21 protein-coding genes and 1 tRNA gene are annotated in these 17,265 nt (G+C 65.4%); 11 read left to right on the top strand and 11 right to left on the bottom strand.

The genetic code is table 11. The features are described 5' to 3' along the window. Window positions 1-18: 18 nt before the first annotated feature. The 7 genes from CIHUM_RS01090 to CIHUM_RS01120 all read left to right on the top strand — a co-directional run bounded on the left by CIHUM_RS01090 (window position 19) and on the right by CIHUM_RS01120 (window position 4,179). Window positions 19-399, top strand: coding sequence for a hypothetical protein (locus tag CIHUM_RS01090; RefSeq protein WP_034997028.1), 381 nt, complete (start codon window positions 19-21; stop codon window positions 397-399). Between the two features lie 16 nt (window positions 400-415). Then, window positions 416-769 (top strand): hypothetical protein, encoded by a 354-nt coding sequence (locus CIHUM_RS01095; RefSeq protein ID WP_034997029.1) that lies wholly within the window; start codon window positions 416-418, stop codon window positions 767-769. A 41-nt stretch (window positions 770-810) separates the two neighbouring features. After that, a complete protein-coding gene (locus CIHUM_RS01100) occupies window positions 811-1,488 on the top strand; it encodes a hypothetical protein (protein ID WP_034997031.1) in 678 nt (225 codons plus the stop codon). A gap of 68 nt (window positions 1,489-1,556) precedes the next feature. Continuing rightward, window positions 1,557-2,996 (top strand): peptidoglycan DD-metalloendopeptidase family protein, encoded by a 1,440-nt coding sequence (locus CIHUM_RS01105; protein ID WP_074431960.1) that lies wholly within the window; start codon window positions 1,557-1,559, stop codon window positions 2,994-2,996. Window positions 2,997-2,998: 2 nt separating this feature from the next. After that, window positions 2,999-3,343, top strand: coding sequence for a hypothetical protein (locus CIHUM_RS01110; protein ID WP_034997032.1), 345 nt, complete (start codon window positions 2,999-3,001; stop codon window positions 3,341-3,343). Between the two features lie 22 nt (window positions 3,344-3,365). Then, on the top strand, window positions 3,366-3,785 hold the full coding sequence (locus tag CIHUM_RS01115) for a hypothetical protein (protein WP_051106238.1): 420 nt from the start codon (window positions 3,366-3,368) through the stop codon (window positions 3,783-3,785). Then, on the top strand, window positions 3,775-4,179 hold the full coding sequence (locus CIHUM_RS01120; protein WP_034997034.1) for a hypothetical protein: 405 nt from the start codon (window positions 3,775-3,777) through the stop codon (window positions 4,177-4,179). Before CIHUM_RS01115 ends, CIHUM_RS01120 begins: the two co-directional genes overlap by 11 nt. A gap of 60 nt (window positions 4,180-4,239) precedes the next feature. Here CIHUM_RS01120 and CIHUM_RS01125 read toward each other — a convergent pair whose 3' ends face one another. Further along, a complete protein-coding gene (locus CIHUM_RS01125) occupies window positions 4,240-4,731 on the bottom strand; it encodes a hypothetical protein (RefSeq protein WP_034997036.1) in 492 nt (163 codons plus the stop codon). A gap of 45 nt (window positions 4,732-4,776) precedes the next feature. Beyond that, complete coding sequence (locus CIHUM_RS01130; protein WP_034997037.1) at window positions 4,777-5,205, bottom strand: hypothetical protein; 429 nt, start codon at window positions 5,203-5,205, stop codon at window positions 4,777-4,779. A gap of 263 nt (window positions 5,206-5,468) precedes the next feature. On the opposite strand from CIHUM_RS01130, the gene CIHUM_RS01135 reads away from it, so the two are divergent. After that, window positions 5,469-5,568, top strand: a tRNA-Thr gene (locus CIHUM_RS01135). On the opposite strand, the gene CIHUM_RS01140 is transcribed toward CIHUM_RS01135, so the two are convergent. Continuing rightward, a complete protein-coding gene (locus tag CIHUM_RS01140; protein ID WP_051106239.1) occupies window positions 5,568-7,193 on the bottom strand; it encodes an AMP-binding protein in 1,626 nt (541 codons plus the stop codon). The two genes, CIHUM_RS01135 and CIHUM_RS01140, sit on opposite strands and share 1 nt — an antisense overlap. A 53-nt stretch (window positions 7,194-7,246) precedes the next feature. Between CIHUM_RS01140 and CIHUM_RS01145 the strand changes: the two genes are divergently transcribed. The 3 genes from CIHUM_RS01145 to CIHUM_RS01155 are packed head-to-tail and all read left to right on the top strand — an operon-like array spanning window position 7,247 to window position 9,797. Next, window positions 7,247-8,071, top strand: a complete 825-nt coding sequence (locus CIHUM_RS01145) for a GDSL-type esterase/lipase family protein (protein WP_034997039.1) — start codon at window positions 7,247-7,249, stop codon at window positions 8,069-8,071. Window positions 8,072-8,081: 10 nt separating this feature from the next. Then, on the top strand, window positions 8,082-9,176 hold the full coding sequence (locus tag CIHUM_RS01150; RefSeq protein WP_034997040.1) for an S-(hydroxymethyl)mycothiol dehydrogenase: 1,095 nt from the start codon (window positions 8,082-8,084) through the stop codon (window positions 9,174-9,176). Next, complete coding sequence (locus CIHUM_RS01155) at window positions 9,177-9,797, top strand: MBL fold metallo-hydrolase (protein WP_034997042.1); 621 nt, start codon at window positions 9,177-9,179, stop codon at window positions 9,795-9,797. Here CIHUM_RS01155 and CIHUM_RS01160 read toward each other — a convergent pair. Genes CIHUM_RS01160 through CIHUM_RS01195 form a run of 8 tightly spaced genes read right to left on the bottom strand, consistent with a single transcriptional unit; the run spans window position 9,794 to window position 17,260 of the window. After that, window positions 9,794-10,138, bottom strand: a complete 345-nt coding sequence (locus tag CIHUM_RS01160; RefSeq protein WP_034997044.1) for a DUF2304 domain-containing protein — start codon at window positions 10,136-10,138, stop codon at window positions 9,794-9,796. The genes CIHUM_RS01155 and CIHUM_RS01160 overlap by 4 nt on opposite strands. After that, complete coding sequence (locus CIHUM_RS01165) at window positions 10,135-10,824, bottom strand: glycosyltransferase family 2 protein (protein WP_034997046.1); 690 nt, start codon at window positions 10,822-10,824, stop codon at window positions 10,135-10,137. The genes CIHUM_RS01160 and CIHUM_RS01165 overlap by 4 nt, the downstream gene beginning before the upstream one ends. A 14-nt stretch (window positions 10,825-10,838) precedes the next feature. Continuing rightward, window positions 10,839-11,636 carry a glycosyltransferase gene (locus CIHUM_RS01170; protein WP_034997047.1) on the bottom strand — a complete coding sequence of 266 codons (798 nt, stop codon included), beginning with the start codon at window positions 11,634-11,636 and terminating at the stop codon, window positions 10,839-10,841. Further along, window positions 11,636-12,502 carry a glucose-1-phosphate thymidylyltransferase RfbA gene (gene rfbA / locus CIHUM_RS01175; protein WP_034997049.1) on the bottom strand — a complete coding sequence of 289 codons (867 nt, stop codon included), beginning with the start codon at window positions 12,500-12,502 and terminating at the stop codon, window positions 11,636-11,638. The genes CIHUM_RS01170 and rfbA overlap by 1 nt, the downstream gene beginning before the upstream one ends. A 15-nt stretch (window positions 12,503-12,517) precedes the next feature. Beyond that, complete coding sequence (locus tag CIHUM_RS01180; RefSeq protein WP_034997051.1) at window positions 12,518-13,846, bottom strand: sugar nucleotide-binding protein; 1,329 nt, start codon at window positions 13,844-13,846, stop codon at window positions 12,518-12,520. Window position 13,847: 1 nt separating this feature from the next. After that, entirely contained in the window at window positions 13,848-14,831 is a 984-nt protein-coding gene (gene rfbB / locus CIHUM_RS01185; RefSeq protein WP_034997053.1) for a dTDP-glucose 4,6-dehydratase, read from the bottom strand. 6 nt (window positions 14,832-14,837) lie between these two features. Then, a complete protein-coding gene (locus tag CIHUM_RS01190) occupies window positions 14,838-16,016 on the bottom strand; it encodes a hypothetical protein (RefSeq protein ID WP_034997054.1) in 1,179 nt (392 codons plus the stop codon). Continuing rightward, entirely contained in the window at window positions 16,013-17,260 is a 1,248-nt protein-coding gene (locus tag CIHUM_RS01195; protein WP_034997056.1) for a M1 family metallopeptidase, read from the bottom strand. The genes CIHUM_RS01190 and CIHUM_RS01195 overlap by 4 nt, the downstream gene beginning before the upstream one ends. Between the last annotated feature and the right edge of the window lie 5 nt (window positions 17,261-17,265).

Consider the following 17,265-nt stretch of genomic DNA (forward strand, 5'->3'; position numbering starts at 1 on the left):
CGGGGGGGGGTGCGCTAAATGACCACCCCGAACATCGAACTGATCATGCCCACCACAACCCTGTTCACCGGAAGGGAGGGCAGTGGGCAGTACCTCAGAATCGACGGAGGTCTGAACTACGTGTATCTGCCGATGGGTGCGAGTCTGGTGCAGATCGTTGCTACGGGCATGAAGGATGCGCGGATTCGCATCGATTTGGTGAAGTCTGGGGGCAACTCTACCGCGCTCAAGCTGCATACTGTCGCTGCGGAGACGGAGCGCATATTCACCGACACATTCGCAAACGCCAACTCCCAATCTTCCGGCATGTGGATCAGGATGTGGTGCTACGGACTCACGGCAGACCAGGCAGCAACCGGCACCGTCGGTGTGACCATCACGCCGCTGCAGTTCGAGTAGCGCAGGGGGTGGCCGCATGACCACCCCAAACATTGACGTGGACCTTGGTGCGCTGCCGGAGCTTCGCTCATACGCGGCAACATCGTCCAGCGCGGGTGTTTTCCTAACGGGAGGCTCCATCTACACGCAGCTTCCCGAGGGCGTTTCGATGATCACCGCCACCATCCAGGAAGGCGGCGGGACGGTGTACCTGGCGAAAGAGCCCAGCTACAGGGATCGCTACGTCACCCGCGCTGCAGAAGCAGGGGTGCCCGTCTCGCTCTCCAACGTCGCAGTCGCCAAGGGCGAATCGCGGTATCTCAATATCGCAGCCGACAAGGAGGGCGTGGACGTGGGCGTAACCATCATCACCTGGCCGCTGACAACCTAACCCCGCATGGTCGCGGGGCAACCCATTGAAAGGACAACACAGTGGAACAATTCACCGCAGCGCTCGACGCGCTCACCCCCGACCAATACCCAGAAGCAGCACGCGAAATCGTCATGCGTCTCACCGACCGCGAACTGCGCGACCACCGCCTCTACTGCTCCGACGAGGAACCGAAGCGGCGCCAACGCGAGCAGGATAAGGCCGAAGCGCAGGCGGAGCTGGTGGCGGAGCTGCAGGAGCAGCACCCGGAGCTGGCCCCCAAGTACGCTACCCAATTGGACGAAGTGGGTACGCTCGAAGATTTGTTCGCCAAGCTGCCCGACTGGGTGCAACCCACCAGCAAGGCCAGCTCCTACCCGCCCATGTCGCTGGTGAAACACCAGGAGAAGGCCTACCGGGCGCGCAGACTCACCGACAAGGAACCGGACACGCCGTTCTCCGGCTGGGAGGATGTGACCGCCGACTTCCTACGCCCTGAGCCTATCGCGGACGGCAACGCCGACGAGGTAGGCGCGGACGCGCCAGGGCTAATCACCGAGCCAGAAGAGCCGGAAAACATCACCCCCGCCCCGCAGGTGGAGGAGTGGAAGGCAGGCGAACTCGTCACCAAGGGCACCACCCGACTCCACGACGGCGCGCTCTACGTCAGCCGGCGCCTCCACACCACCACCCAAGACAAGGCGCCCGGCAACGAGACGTACTGGCAGAAACTCGACTAACCCCCAACCACTCCGAAGCCCCACGCGCATTGTGTGGGGCTTTTCTCATGCCCAAAAGGAGGCACACGATGGCCAATCGCTGCTGGCCACTACCCAAGAACAAGATCAGAATCACCAGCCGGTTCGCCGGACGCATCAACCCCGTCACTGGCAGGCGCGAGACACACTCCGGCACGGACTTCGGCGCGCCGGACGGCACACCGTTCTACGCCGTGGCCGACGGCACCGTGCAGCACGTCGGGCCCGCCAGCGGCTACGGCCACATGATCGTAATTGACCACCCGGCGGAGGTCGGCGGTGGCTGCTCCGAGTACGGACACATGTGGAACGCCTACGCCACCGGCCTGAAAGTCGGCGACAAGGTACACAAGGGGCAGCTGATCGGCTACGTCGGCTCCAACGGCCAATCCACCGGCCCACACCTGCACCTAACCATCTACGAGCTCGGCTACCGCTCGAAACGAGTGGACCCCGAAACATGGCTCGCCGGGGCGGACTACCCCGACGAGAACAGCGCACCAGCGAAGCCGTGGGCACCACCGGAGGTACCGGGCACCATCTTCGGCATCGACATTTCCAGCTGGCAAAAGGACTACCCCATGTCCCGTGTGAAGGCGGATGGCATGGAGTTCGTGATCATCCGCCTGTGCGACGGCACCTACGCCGATCCGCTTTTCACATCGCACCTGGCGGACGCGGAAGCGCAAGGCCTGCTGGTGTCCACCTACTGGTATCTGCGCGCCCCCTCGGAGGGCACCACCATCGCCCAGCAGGTCGACGTGATCGACAAGCAGCTCGGCGGGCGTAAAGACCTCGGCGTGTGGATCGACGTCGAATCCGTCGGCCCCGGAGATGTAAAGCTGCTCACCAAGGACGATGTGTGGGCGGCGAAGCGCGAGCTCGAAGCCCGCGGCTACCACGTCGCCGGCATCTACTCAGGCGCGTGGTACTGGGAAAACATGCCCGGCGGCGAACCATCCATGGACGGCCTGGGGCACCTGTGGGTGTCGAACTACGGGAGCAATAGCAAGGGCGACCCCCGCGACACCTACCTCGCCGACGGCGGCGATCAGCACCGCGGCTGGACATACCCCCTGGGCGACCGTAAGCCCGACATTCTCCAGTTCGGCTCCGAGGGCGTGGTGGGGGACAAGTACCCCATCGACGTCAACGCGTTCCGCGGAACCCGCGCCGAACTTGCCCACATCTTCCACCCCAACCATGCCCCGAAGGAGGAACCAGTGAGCTCCACCGCAATCACCCAATCGTGGCCGGACGGGCCCGAAGCACTCAACGACGCCAAGAACGCGGCCCAGGCCAACCAGGCCGTGCTCACCGAGCCGATCACCTCACTGATCGACGACACCAAGCGCTTCGAGCCGCGCACCATGATCGCGCTCATCGACGCCGCGACATGGCGTCAAAACGTGCTCATGGAAGCAATCTGCCGCAAGGTCGGCCTCGACCCGGAGCAGATCATCGCCGACGCCACGAACGGAGGAAAATAACCATGACCAACAAGCAAACCCCGCGTGCCGTGATCGGCACCTCCTGGTTCATCCGCAAGGCCATCTACCTCGTCGTTACCGTCGTCGGCCTGGTCGCTGTCGTCCTCGGCTGGGTAACCCCCGGCGACGTGGACATGTGGCTGTCCCAGGTTGGCTCACTCGCCGCCGTGGTCGGCGGTGGTATGGCCGCGATGAACACCGGCCGCGCCTCGGACAAGTCGCCCGCGGAGGAAATCGCCGACAACGCCGCGGCCACCACACCCGCATACGCGGTGTCCCAGCCCCAGCGGGTAGGTGAGACCTACCAGGACATTCGCGAGAGGGTGGCGATTCACAATGCGGAGTAGCTGGTCTTGGGGGCGCATTAGCGTGTGGGTGCAGTGTTACCTGCCGCGTTTCCTCGCCGTCGCCTGGGCCGCATTCGCAGCTGCCACCGCCGCCGCTTACATCGGTGTTGTTCCGCCGCAGCTCGAAGCGGTGGACGGTGCGCTCTCCGCCCCGATGTGGCTACTGTGGGCTGTCGCCGCGACAGCACTGCTTTTCGGGTCGCTCGTGCCGTCCGGCGCGCCGGAACGCGCCCGCGATGTGGCCCGCTGGTCGCGCATTATCGGCATGGGCATCATCGCTGCCGAGCTGTCGATATGGACCATCGCGTTTTTCGTTGACCAACCCCGCGGGTGGGTGACCGGCAAAAACTACCTCATGCTCCTAGTCAGCGCTTTGTTCTGCACGTGGACTGTCGCCCAGACAAAGGCGCGGGGGAAGCGGGTGGTGCCCGGTGGCGACTGAAATCATCGTCGGCATAATCGCAGGTATTGCGGGTGTTGCCGGGGCGATAGTCGGGTTTCTTGGTAAGCGTGACGAGACGAAGCAGTCCGCGACGGAGGCGTTGATTAATGGGCAGGCAACCCGTATCGACCGGCTGGAAAACCGCCAGGACACGACTGAAGCTGCGCTGCGGGAAACGCGCCAGGAGTTGCAGGATACCCGCAACCAGTTGAACGAGATACAATCCCACGCGGGCGACCTCCGGGACGCGCTCCGGCGTGCCCTCACATGGATAGGTGAAGTGCTCGAACACCTCGCGTCGCCGGACACTATAGCCCCACCACCGGCACCTGATGTGGAGGCGTGGCAGCAGCTCGTGGACACCCCACCGAGGGCACGCAACCCGCCGACCTGACCCCCAACAACACTTGACCCCCATCTTGGCTACGGCCAGGGTGGGGGTCTTTTCTCATGCCTACTTCACGATTCGCTTGATAGTCGGCTGGGAAAAGCCAGTCGCCTTGGCGAGCTTGTACATTGTCACGCCCTGCTTGTGCGCGGCACGGATAGCATCGTCAAGCTTGCCGCGCTGGATGCGAGCTCTCCTCTCTGCCTCCTGCAGCTGCATATTCTGAGAACGCACGTCTTGGAGTGCGTGCTTAGCCTCGTACTCCCAGGCACTAGAGAAGTCCACCAGGCGCTCTGCCAGCTCGTCCCACCCGTGGCCGTCGTCCAGTGGGACGGTAAGGGTCTCTCCGTCGGGGCGGATAGCGACCGCCTTGCCCGGGTGCCCTGAAATAGGCGCGTCCCACATTGGCGTTCCATCTCCGCGTGTGCACCATTCGAGCGTGAGTTTCAGCGGTGGCAGCTCGCATTCGATGGTGGTGGAGGTAGCCCCGTCGAGGGCGGCGCGGATGGCTGGCTCGACGTGTTCGACCTCAAGGTCTGGTATTTGTGTGTCTCTCATAGCGTCTCCTAGAGGGGGCTGGTCTGCGCCTGCCCCGGGTTGTGGCTAGTGCTGGTCTTCGGCGATAGCGCGCTCCTCAGCGGCGCGCAGCTTCTCGTATTTGGCGACTGCCTCCTTGACCTTGCTGTCGATGAGCTCGCGCAGGGTGCCGTCATTGAGCACCTTGAGGAAGGCCTGTTCCTGCTCTTCGATCCATTCTCCAGTGCGAAGCTCGGCGCGGGTGGTGGGCTTTTCGTAAATGCCGGACAGGATCTCTTCCCACGCGCCTAGGGCGATGCCATCTGCGAGGCTGTTGCCGATGAGCATGCGGTGGGTCTCGGCTGCGCCGGTAGCCTGATGGAAGGCGCTGCGCCAGATCTTTTCAAGGCCTGCGCTTTCATAGGGATTGGCGCCCGTGTTGTCTTCGATGGTGAAGGCGAAGTTGCTTGCTTGAGCGGTGATGATGGCTTCGATGCGGTGGGCGATGGGGTTCATTGTGGTCTCCTTGCGTGTTGCCCTCTTGCTTACACCCCTATAGTAACACGTCGTTAGTAGTAATGTAACTTTAGTACCGTTAGCGAGTATCGCCCACAGTTTCGCCACGACAGGCCACCTACGACTGGGACGGTGACGACCTGCGCTCCGAATGGCGCTACCCCCTCAGTGGCCGCCGACCTGACCTGCTGCAGGAGAATGTGCAGCCGTTGGGAAACGTGACCCCATTCGGCGCGCCGGGCGGGCCGGTTCAATCTTCGTCGGCGCACACAGAGCGCACACACACCTAGAAAACGCTGGTCATCGACGTTTAGCACCTCACTCGTAATGAGAAGGTCGCGAGTTCGATTCTCGCTGGTGGCTCAATTTTTTTGCCCTAAACCGGGAAGAAACCGCGGCACGACCTTGCCAACAGCGTTGCGCGGCAGCTCGTCCACGAAGTGCACGTCCCGGGGGATCGAGTGGTCGGCCAGGTGGGCGCGCACCCAGTCGCGCACCGCATCGGCGGTGAGGTCGGCGCTTTTTACCACCCACACGGCGATGCGTTTGAACATCTCGTCGTCGTCGACGCCGTGCGCGTACACCTCGCCGACTCCCGGCATGTCCTCGAGCGCTTCCACCACGGATTGCGGGTGGACGTTTTCGCCGCCGACGATGATCATGTCGTCGTTGCGTGACTGCACGTGCAGGTACCCTCGGTCGTCGAGGTAGCCGAGGTCGCCCATTTCCACCAGGCCGTCGATCTCCACCATTTCGGTCGCCGGGTTGGTGTAGCCACGCAGCGCAGTTTCGTTGTGCAGGAAGATTCGGCCGGTTTGGCCGGGGCGGACTTCGTTGCCGTGGTCGTCGTAAAGCTTGAGCACCGTGCCGGGCGGGATTTTGCCCACGGTGGTGGGGTCGGCCTGCATCTGTTCGGGCGAGGCGGCCGCGGCGAGGGCGAGTTCGGTGGAGCCGTAGATGTTGGCCAGAATCGGGCCGAAGCGCTCGGTGGTGCGGCGCAGCAGCGACGGGGTGACGGCGTTGCCGGCGGAGGCGAGGTAGCGCAGCGTGGACGTGTCGTAGCTTTCCTCCAGGTCCAGCATCTGTTTGAAGAAGATGGGTGAGGAAATCAGCCCGTCGCAGCGGTATTTCTGGATGTCGCGGAAGCAGGCTTCCGGGTCGAAGATGCGGCGGGTGACGATGGTGGAGCGCGTCGCCAGCGCCACCTGGAGGGCGGACCAGCCCCAGGTGTGGAAGATCGACGCGGTTAGTTGCACGGTGTCGCCGGCGCGCCACGGGATGGCTTCGAGGTAGCCGGCGACCACGAACGGCATGCGCGGTTCGGGCCGCACGATGCCTTTGGGGATGCCGGTGGTGCCGGAGCTCATCAGGACAAGGTTGCCGTGTTGCGGCCAGCGGGGCAGTTGCCTATCGACGTCCATCCGGACCACCTGCCCAATAGAGAGCCCGGCGCCGCCGTCCTCGTGTGCGCGCACGATGGTGATGCCGGCGGTGTTAGCGGGGAGGCGGTCGGCGAACTCGTCGTCGATGAACAGGACGTTGATGTCGTTTTCGGCGAAGATGCCGGCGAGCTGTTCGGGCGAGGAGCCGATGTTGAGCAGGAAGATGTGCGCCCCGGCGTAGCCTTTGGCGGCCAGCGGCAGGATGATGCCGCGGCCGTTGCGGGCCATCACACCGATGCGCAGCTCGTCCAGGCCGCGTTCTTCCTGCACGTCGAGGAGCCATGCGGCCAGGGTGCGTGAGTCGTCGCGGAGTTGGCGGTAGGTGGTCACGCCCGTGTCGTCGATAAGCGCGATGCGCTCCGGTGCGGCGGCGGCGCCCTGTTCGACTTCGCGGGCGGTGGTGAACCAGTAGCGCGCGAGGTTGGGGGTGAGTGCGAGGGCCGCGCGGGGGCCGCCTTCGGCGCTGACGATGCCGGCGCGTGTAACGGCGGGCACGAAGCGGGCGAAAGACTTGAGTAAGAACAGCGGACGGTGAGTGGGTCGCATGTGGATAATGTAGCCTACTGTTACGCAAGAAACCTCTGTGAAAGGATTTCGCCGTGTCATTTTCCCGCCGCCTTGCCGCTATTTTCGTTGCGGCGGCCGCGCTTGTCGCCCCGCTCGCCACGGCGGCGCAGGCGCAGGACCGCAACATGGTCATCTTCGGCGACTCTGTCATCTCCGACCCGAACATGGGCCAGTGGGCCGCCGGCAAGCTGGGGCTGGACCCGCGCGGGCGCTCGGATAACGGCACATGGTGCCCGACCTCCCCCACGAACTGGGGCAAGCGCTCCGCCGCCAAGCTCGGCCTGGCTGCGCGCGACTACTCCTGCACCGGCGTGGTGACCATCTCCAAGGGACCTGGTTTCTTCCAGCAGGTGGACCGCGCGATCGCGGACCGCGGCCTGTCGCCGGCGACGGCGCGCGTGATCATCTCCGCAGGCTTCAACGACACGTACAACAACAACTCGCGCCCGGACGGCGACATCCGCCGCGACTTCACCCGCTACATGGTCCCGCAGATCAACCGCATCCGCGCCGCCGCGCCGAACGCGCGCATCCAGATCGTGGGCTACCCCAAGATCACCGCCGGCGACCGCGTGTGCCTGTTCCACATCGCCCCGAACGTCGCAGACGCCACCCGGTTGGTGGAGGCGCAGCGCTGGGAGAACCTCGCGCAGTGGATGCAGGTCGACGCCGCCCGCGCCGCTGGCGTGGAGTTTTTGGACCTGAAACCCTCCACCTGGCACAACAATATGTGCGCCCCGGACAACAAGCGCATGTGGGCCGGGCTGGTGGACTTCTACGGCGGCCCGGGCAACCTTCCTATCCACGTCAACCAGCGCGGCCACGAGCACGTGGCAAACGTCATTGCCCGCTCCTAGTCTTGGGGGCATGACACAGACTGTTCAAGGAGTAATCGCCCGTTCCAAGGGCGCCCCGGTCGAGGTCGTGGACATTGTGATCCCGGAACCCGGCCCCAACGATGTGGTGGTCAAGGTCCAGGCCACCGGCGTGTGCCACACGGACCTGGCCTACCGCGACGGCGACATCGAGGACGCCTACCCGTTCCTCCTCGGCCACGAAACTGCCGGCATTGTGGACCAGGTCGGCGAGGACGTCACCCACGTTCAGGAGGGCGATTTCGTGGTGCTGAACTGGCGCGCGGTGTGCGGCGAGTGCCGCGCCTGCCGCAAGGGCGACACGAAGAACTGCTTCAACACCCACAACGCCTCGCAGAGCATGACGCTTGACGACGGCACTCCGCTCACCCCCGCACTCGGCATCGGCTCCTTCGCGGAGAAGACCCTCGTGCACGAAAAGCAGTGCACGAAGGTCGACCCGGACGCCGACCCGGCGGCGGCGGGCCTGCTCGGCTGCGGCATCATGGCCGGCCTGGGCGCCGCGGTGAACACCGGTGACGTGCAGCGCGGCGAGTCCGTGGTCGTGTTCGGCCTCGGCGGCGTGGGGCTTGCGGCTGTGGCCGGTGCCGCGTTGGCGGGGGCGACAACGGTGGTGGCTGTAGACGTCGATAAGCGAAAGTGCGACGCCGCTGCCAAGTTTGGCGCCACCGACGCCATTTGCGCCAAGGACATGAGCGAGGACGAGGTGATCGAGGCCGTGCGCGAGCTCACCGGCGGCTTCGGCGCCGACGTGGCCATCGACGCGGTGGGCATCCAGCCCACCTGGCGCCAGGCGTTCTACTCGCGCGACTTCGCCGGCCGCATGGTCATGGTCGGCGTGCCCAACCAGACCGACCACGTGGACATCCCCGCGATCGATCTCTACGCACGCGGCGGCTCCATCAAGCCGGCCTGGTACGGCGACTGCCTGCCGGAGCGCGACTTCCCCGCGTACGTCCAGCTGTACAAGCAGGGCCGTTTCCCGCTGGGCGAGTTCGTCTCCGAGCGCATCGGCGTCGGTGACATCGAGGAATCCTTTGAAAAAATGAAGCACGGAGACGTGCTGCGAAGCGTGGTGGAGTTCTAAATGCGCATCGACAATGTAGTCACATCCGGCCTGTTCAAACTCGACGGCGGCGAGTGGGAGGTGGACAACAACGTCTGGATCGTCGGCGACGATTCCGAGGTCTACATCATTGACGCCGCCCACAACGCCGAAGCCATCGCCGAGGCGGTGGGGAACAGGCGCGTGAAGGGCATTTTGGCCACCCACGGCCACTCCGACCACATCGATGCCGCGCCCGAGCTGTCGCGGCTTGTGGACGCCCCGGTGTACCTGCACCCCACCGACGGGTTTTTGTGGCAGCGCCAGAACCCGGGCGCGCACTACCGCCAGCTTCTCGACGGCGCCACGTTCACCATCGCCGGCACCGACCTGCGCGTGATGTCCACCCCGGGCCACTCGCCGGGCTCTGTAGTCATCTACGCCGAGGAGGCCGGCGAGCTGTTCTCCGGCGACACCCTGTTCCAGGGCGGGCCGGGCGCGACGGGACGGTCGTTCTCCTCCTTCGACACCATCATCCACTCCCTGCAGAAGTCCGTGCTGGACCTGCCGGCGGAGACGGTGGTGCGCACCGGCCACGGCGACCACACCACCATCGGCGCAGAGGCGCCGCACCTGGAGGAGTGGATCCGCCGCGGCTTCTAACGCTCCGCGTCCTGTTCCGGCGCCTGTGCGTTCTGCAGCGCGACGGCGCGGGCCAGGCGCGCGTAGCGCAACTCCTGCTCGCGGAAGCGCGTCCACGTGGAGACGGTGACGAAGAAGAACGCCACCACCAGCACGTACAGCATCAGGTCGGTGCCGCGGGCCACACCCAGCCAGTTGGCAACCACCGTGACATCGTCGGGGCGCGCAATCGCCCACACCGCCGCCACCATCATGAGGGCGAAGCCGATTTTTACCCAGGCTTTGGCGTTAGCTTTTCGTCGATTAGCAAAGAAATACCAGGCCAACGCAACGATGGCGAGCAGCAACAACGCTTGGATCATGGCAACCTCCTTGCAACGAGCCCGTCGGCGAGGATGTTCACGCCGTTGATCAGCGACTGGCCCTTCGACATCGAGTACTCCGTGTAAAGGATGTCCACCGGCTCCTCGTCCACGCGCCAGCCGTGCTTGTCAATCATGGAGACGATCTCCGAAGCGTGCGACATCCCGTTCATGCGGATGTTCATCTCCTCGGCCACCGTGCGGTTGAAGGCGCGCAGCCCGTTGTGGGCATCCGTGAGCCCGAGCCTCTTCGTGCGCGGCGACAGCATCACCACCGTTTTCAGCACGGCGCGCTTGATCCACGGCACCTGCGAGTTCTCCTGGCCGGCGAAGCGTGTGCCGACGACGATGTCCAACGGCTCAGTGCGCAGCCGCTCAATCATGCGCACAACGTCTTTTTCCTGGTGCTGGCCGTCCGCGTCGAAGGTGACGAAGAACTCGGCGCCCGGCTGTTTGCGCGCGTATTCCACGCCGGTCTGGATCGCCGCGCCTTGGCCCAGGTTGACCGGGTGGTCCACCAGGTGGGCGCCGGCGGCGCGGATCTGCTCCGCGGAGTTGTCGCGGGATCCGTCGTTAACGCCCACGATGTTGGGGAACGTCTCGCGCGCATTCGTGAGCACGTCGAAGATGACCGTGCCCTCGTTGTAGCAAGGCACGATCAGCCAGGTGTCTGAAAATCGGGTCATCTTGCTTAGTGAGGTTACCCTCCGCGGTGGAACAGCACGGAGTAGACGCGCTTGGTCAGGCCTATGGGGAGGGCGCGGTATAGGTTGCGCACGGCGAGGTTCAACAGCGCGCGCGGGCGTGAGATCAGCCCGTATTCGACGAGGTTGGCCTGCATGGTGCGCTCGGCGCGGCGGGTGTCGGCGCTGGCGCGGCGTCGCAACTGGTCGTCGGTTACGCGGAAGTAAGTCAGTGGCTCGTCGAGGTTGGCCAGGGTGTGGCCGACGGCGATGAGGCGCGCCCACAGGTCGTAGTCTTCCATGAACGGCACGTGTTGGTATCCGCCGACGGCTTTCACGGCGTCGGTGCGGAACGTGACGGCGGGGTGGTTGAGCGGGGAGTTGATCTTCACGTACGTGCTTGGGTCGCGTGGCAGCGCGCGGATGGTGCCGCGGTCGCCGGGGGTGTGCTCGAACTCTTCCATGGCGCTGCCGAGCGCGGCCACGTCCGGGTGCGCCTCCAGGTAGGCGAGCTGTTTAGCGAAGCGTTCCGGTTTGGCGGCGTCGTCTGAGTCGATGCGTGCGGTGTAGGTGGCGTTGATCGTCGCTAAGCCTGCGTTGAGTGCCCGGCCGAGGCCGACGTTTTTGGGCAGTTCGACCACGCGCGCGCCATGCTTTTCGACGACCCCACGCACCGCCCCCGACACTTCCCCGTCAAAGACCACCACTACCTCGTCGGCGGGGCGCGTCTGGTCGTCGAGGGAGTTCAGCGTGAGTTCGAGTTCGTCGGCGTCGGTGGCGTGGTAGATGCTCATGAGGGCGGAAAGGGTGGGCATTAGGCCTCCTCGGCGGCGTCGATAAGGTAGCGGCCGTAGCCGGATTTGAGCACGGCCTCGCCGCGTGCGCGCAGTTGGGTGGCGTCGATGAAGCCTTCCCGGTAGGCGGCGACTTCCGGCGAGCCGATGACGGTGCCGGTGCGTTTCTGCAACACTTCGACGTAGGCGCTGGCCTCGCTCATCGAATCAATCGTTCCCGTGTCCAGCCACACATCCCCGCGGTGCAGGCGGTGCACCTTCAGGTCGCCGCGGCGGAGGTAGGCCTCGTTGACGGAGGTGATTTCCAGCTCCCCGCGCGCCGAGGGGGTAATGGATTTGGCGATGTCCACAACATCATTGTCGTAGAAGTACAGCCCCACCACGGCGAAGTTGGACTTCGGCTCGTCGGGTTTTTCCTCGATGGAGAGCGCGGTGCCGTCCGCGTCGAACTCGACTACGCCGTAGCGCTGCGGGTCGGAGACCTCGTAGGCGAAGATGGCGCCGCCGTCGATGTCGCGCACCTGGCCGAGCACCTGGGCGATGCCGCTGCCGTCGAAGATGTTGTCGCCGAGCACCAGCGCTACCGAGTCGTCGCCGATGAACTCCTCGCCGATCAAAAACGCCTGCGCCAGTCCCTCCGGGCGGGGTTGTTCGGCGTAGTGGAGCATGATGCCGAGGCGTGAGCCGTCGCCAAGCAAACGCTCAAAGTTCGGCCGATCCTCCGGCGTGGTGATGATCAAAATCTCCCTGATACCCGCGCTGATCAGCGTGGATAGCGGGTAGTAGATCATCGGCTTGTCGTAGATGGGCATGAGTTGCTTCGAGATGCCCTGGGTGATCGGGTACAGGCGCGTGCCCGAGCCGCCAGCGAGGATGATGCCCTTCATGGAAACGAAGTGTAGCTACCGCAGTGCCACGTAGAGCGCGAGCGCGGCACGCCAGTTCGTCGGCGCGAAACCGGTGGCCTTGATCTTGTCCAGCGCCAGGGTGGATTCGCGCGGGCGTGGCGCCTCCACGCCGAATTCGGCGCCGTACTGCTCGGTGGTCACGGGGTGGACGTCCGCCGGGTCGCCGCCGACGGCCACAAACACCGCCATGGCGATCTCGTCGCGGGTGACGGCGTCGCCGTCGGAGGTGACGTTGTACACGCCGTATTCGGCGCCGGTGTCGAGCAGGTGCGCAATACCTTTGGCCAGGTCTTCGGCCCAGGTGGGGCGGCCGCGCTGGTCGCAGACCACCTTCGGCGCTACACCCCGATCGGCCAGGTCGGCCATGACGGACATGAAGTTGCGGCCGTCGCCGAACACCCAGCTCGTGCGCACCACGTAGTGCTTGCGAGCGACCTGTGCGGCGGTGTCGCCCGCGGCCTTCGAGGCGCCGTACGCGCTCAGCGGCGACGGCACCTCAGCTTCGTCGTGCACCTCGACGTTGCCGTCGAAGATGTAGTCGGAGGAGACATGGACGAAGGCGAGGTCGTGGGCATTGCTTATCGACGCAAGCTCCGCCGGCGCCGCCGCATTCACCCTCCATGCCCCGGCTCGGTCGTCCTCCGCGCCGTTGACGTCGTTGTAGGCGGCGCAGTTCACAATCGCCCAGTAGTCCGCCCAGTTGATGCCGGCGCGTTTCGCTGAGTCGGCGGCGTGGCAGATGTCGAACTCGTCGTGGCCCACGAAGTGGGCTTCTTTGTCCGACCAGATTTGGCGCAGCGCGCGCCCCAACTGGCCGTTGGCGCCGGTGACGAGGATGCGGCGTGGGGGAAGCGGAGTGGCGTCGATAAGCAACGGATGCTCGAGGTCTTTGGCGGACAGCTCGGTGGGCTCGAGCGGCCAGTCGATTTCCTTGTAGGAGCAGAACGCGCCGCCGGGGGAGTAGCGCTGGTTGACCAGGTAGATGTAGGTGGTGTCGTCCTCGAGCGCCTGGAAGCCGTTGGCCACGCCGCGGGGGACGAACACGGCGGTGTCCGGGCCGATCTCGCAGGTGAATTTCTCGCCGAACGTGGCGGAGCCTTCGCGCATGTCCACCCACGCGCCGAACACGCGGCCGGTGGCCACGGAGACCCACTTGTCCCACGGCTCGGCGTGCATGCCGCGGGTCGCACCGCGGCGGGCGTTGAAGCTGACGTTGTGCTGCTTCGGGGTGAGTTTTTGGCCGGACCAGTTCTCTTTGAACCAGCCGCGGTTGTCCTCGTGGACGGTGAGCCGGTGAACCTCGAGGCCGTCGATGGTGGTCATTTCACTGTCCCCTTTCCGCGTACCCGCGTTCAATGCCTGCCTTGTCGTCTTCCCACCACCAGCGGTTGTCGGTGTACCAGTCGATCGTCTGCTGCAGCCCGCTGCGCAGGTCCGTGTGCTGCGGTTGCCAGCCGAGCTCGCGGCGCAGCTTGGCGGCGTCCATGGTGTAGCGCTGGTCGTGGCCGGGGCGGTCGGCGACGTGGACGTATTCGCCGCCCATGAGCTCGCAGATGGTCTCGATGACCTGCTTATTCGTGACGTGAGCGTCGCCGGGGTTGCTCGCACCGATGTTGTAGGTCTCGCCGATGCGCCCGCGCTCCAAGATGGCCAGGACGGCATCGTTGTGGTCGTCCACGTGGATCCAGTCGCGCACCTGCGCGCCGGTGCCGTAGAGCTTCGCGGGCTGGCCGGTGAGGATGTTGGTGATCTGGCGGGGGATGAACTTCTCTATGTGCTGGTAGGCCCCGTAGTTGTTGGAGCAGTTCGAGATCGTGGCGCGCACCCCGAACGAGCGCACCCAGGCGCGCACCAGGTGGTCGGAGCCGGCTTTCGTCGCCGAGTAGGGCGAGGAGGGGTTGTACGGCGTGGTCTCGGTGAACGCGTCGGTGCCGCCGAGCTCTAGGTCGCCGAAGACTTCATCGGTGGAGATGTGGTGCAGGCGTTTGTCGAACTTCCGCACCGCCTCCAGCAGCGCGAATGTGCCGTTGATGTTGCTGTGCACGAACGCGGACGGGTCCCTCAGTGAGTTGTCGTTGTGCGATTCGGCGGCGAAGTGGATGACGGCGTCGGTGGCGGACACGAGCTCGTCGATAAGCGGTTGCTCGCAGATGTCCCCGCGCACGAACTCAATGCCCTCGGGCAGGTTCGCGCGGTTGCCGGCGTAGGTGAGCTTGTCCACGACGGTGACGCGGAAGCTTTGCGACGCCTGACGGACAAAATTCGCCCCAATGAACCCCGCACCGCCAGTGACTAGCAAACGTTCCATGGCCAGCTACCTTACAAGGCCCGCCAGGTGCACGAGCGCACCGACGATCGGCCCGGCGAACAGCGCCACCACAACGGTCGTGGCGACGCCCCACGGCGCGAGGAACAACACGGCGAACGCGGTGGCGGTGGCGGCGAGCCAGCCGGCAACGTAGAACGCGTGGCGCTCCAAGGCGAGCACGGCCACGCCGGTGATCATCAGCATGCCCATGAACGCGGAGGCGAAGGTGAGCAGGCCGAGCGTGAGCCCGTCCACAAACAGCTCCGGTTTGTACGCCACCCGCAAAATCCACGGGCCGATCAGCCAGGCGGCCGCGAAGCCGACGATGCCGACGCCCATGATCGCGCCGACGGGCGCGGCGAGCGCCCTGTAGACAGTGTCGCGGCGCTCCACGAAGCGCACCACCAGCGCCGATTGGAAACGCTGCAGCGGCACCAGCACCGGCGCGCGAGTGAGCATGACGGCGTTGTTGATCGCGGCGACAGCAGCGCCAGCAGTTGCCGCGGGGAAGGCGGCGGAGGCGGCGGTGGGAAAGCCCGTGATCAGCGCGGCCGACGCCCCGGAGGCCACCATGGCGGAGCCGACGCGGCGCACAAACGCCCCGCGGTCCACGTCCAGCTGCACGCGCACCGGCGCCAGCGCCAGGACCACGGCCCAGCTCAGCGCGCCGATGACGGTGATGGCCAAAAACTCCATCAGCCCGCCGCCGAGCGCCCACACCACCACCGCAAGCACGAGGCGCACACCGGAGTCCAGGGCAACCAGCGCGGCGTAGCGGTTCCACAGCCCGGAGCCGCTCAAGATGCCGGAGAGCACCGCCTGGAAGGCGTAGCTGAGCAAGCCGAACGCCAACAACCCCGTGGCGGTGCCCGGGTGGGTGGGCACGATGCGACCCATGGCGAAAAGCCCCACAAGCAGCACAACTGCAGCTAGTGCCACGCCGATCGCCGCGCCGAACTTCCACGGGTTGGCGCTGCCACGCGCCTGCGTCTCGCGCGAGGCTGCCACGGCGCGGGTGGTTTCCTGCGTGATGCCGTCGATGAGCCCAGTGCAGGCGAAAAACAGGCCCCAGTAGGCCAGGAAAGAGTTGTAGCCGTGCTCGGCGTCCAGGGCCCAGCTGGCAATCCACATGACCACAAAGCCGCTGGCAGCGGCGAAGATGGTGGCCAGGGAGAGGTTCTTCACGGGCACTCCGGAAGCTCGGGGTGATGGATCCACGCGTCCAGGATCGGGGAGATGTCCACACCTTGGCGCTTAAACGCGTTGACCAGGTCGAAGGTTTCCACGATGCCGTGGGCGTTGGTGGCCACGTAATCGCGCACCGCGTTGAAGAACACGGCGTCGCCGAAGGCGCGGCGTAGCGCGTGGAGGGCGATGGCGCCGCGTTTGTACACGCGGTCGTCGAACATGTCGCGCGGTCCCGGGTCGGCCAGGGTGAACTGCATGGGCGTGATTTTGGCGTAGTGGGTGCGCACGGAGACGTCGATAGGCATTCGCCCCGTAAAATCCGCCCACAGCCACTCGGCGTAGCAGGCGAAACCCTCGTTGAGCCAGATGTCCTCCCACTGCGCGATGCCCAGCGAGTTGCCGAACCACTGGTGCGCCAGCTCGTGCGCGATGAGGCGCTCGTTGCCCTGCAGGTGGTTCACGCCGAAGATGGACAGCCCCTGGGCCTCGAGCGGGATCTCCAGTTCATCTTCATGCACGACCACCTGATAGTCCTCAAACGGGTAGTGGCCGAAGACGGTTTCGAAGTAATCCAGCATGGCCTGCTGCTTGTCCAAGTCGCCCATCTGGGTCGCCGGCGGCAGCCACGCCACCGTGTTGCGGCCCAGCGCCACGCGGTGGAACTGGCCCACCTGCACCGTGGCCAGGTAGGTGGCCATGGGGCGGGCGGTGGTGTTGGTCACCGCCACGTACCCGCGGTCCGCGCGCACGTTGAAGGTGTAGGTGGCTTTCTCGTCCGGGGTGTCGTCGCAGGGGAACCAGGACGGCGCGCCGTTGGGCTGGTTGGCGGTCAGCGCGCCGTTTTCCAGCTCCTCCCAGCCCAGCAGGCCCCACGCGGTGCGGCGGGGGCGCGGGGAACCGGCGTAGCGGATGGTCAGCTGCATCTCCGTGTCCACCGGGATGAACTGGTCGAAGGTGATGCGCAGCTTGCCGCCGTGGTGGCGGTAGCGCTTGATGCCGATGCTTCCGGATACCTCCACGCGGCGCACCGACAGACCTTGGGTGAGGTCGAGGGTGAGGTGGTTCAGCTCCCGCCAGGTGCTCAGCGTCAGGGTCGCAGTTGCTTCGAGACGGTTCGGGGCAACCTTGTAGTCAAAATCCAGGTCGTAGTGCGTGACGTGGAACCCCAGGTTGAACTCCACGCCGGTGTAGCGGTCGCGGGTGCCGGGGATGGGTGTGGAGCGAAGCCTCAGGTTTCTCATATCGC

This window comes from Corynebacterium ihumii, assembly GCF_028609825.1.
In the GTDB taxonomy this organism is placed as follows: Bacteria; Actinomycetota; Actinomycetes; order Mycobacteriales; family Mycobacteriaceae; genus Corynebacterium; species Corynebacterium afermentans.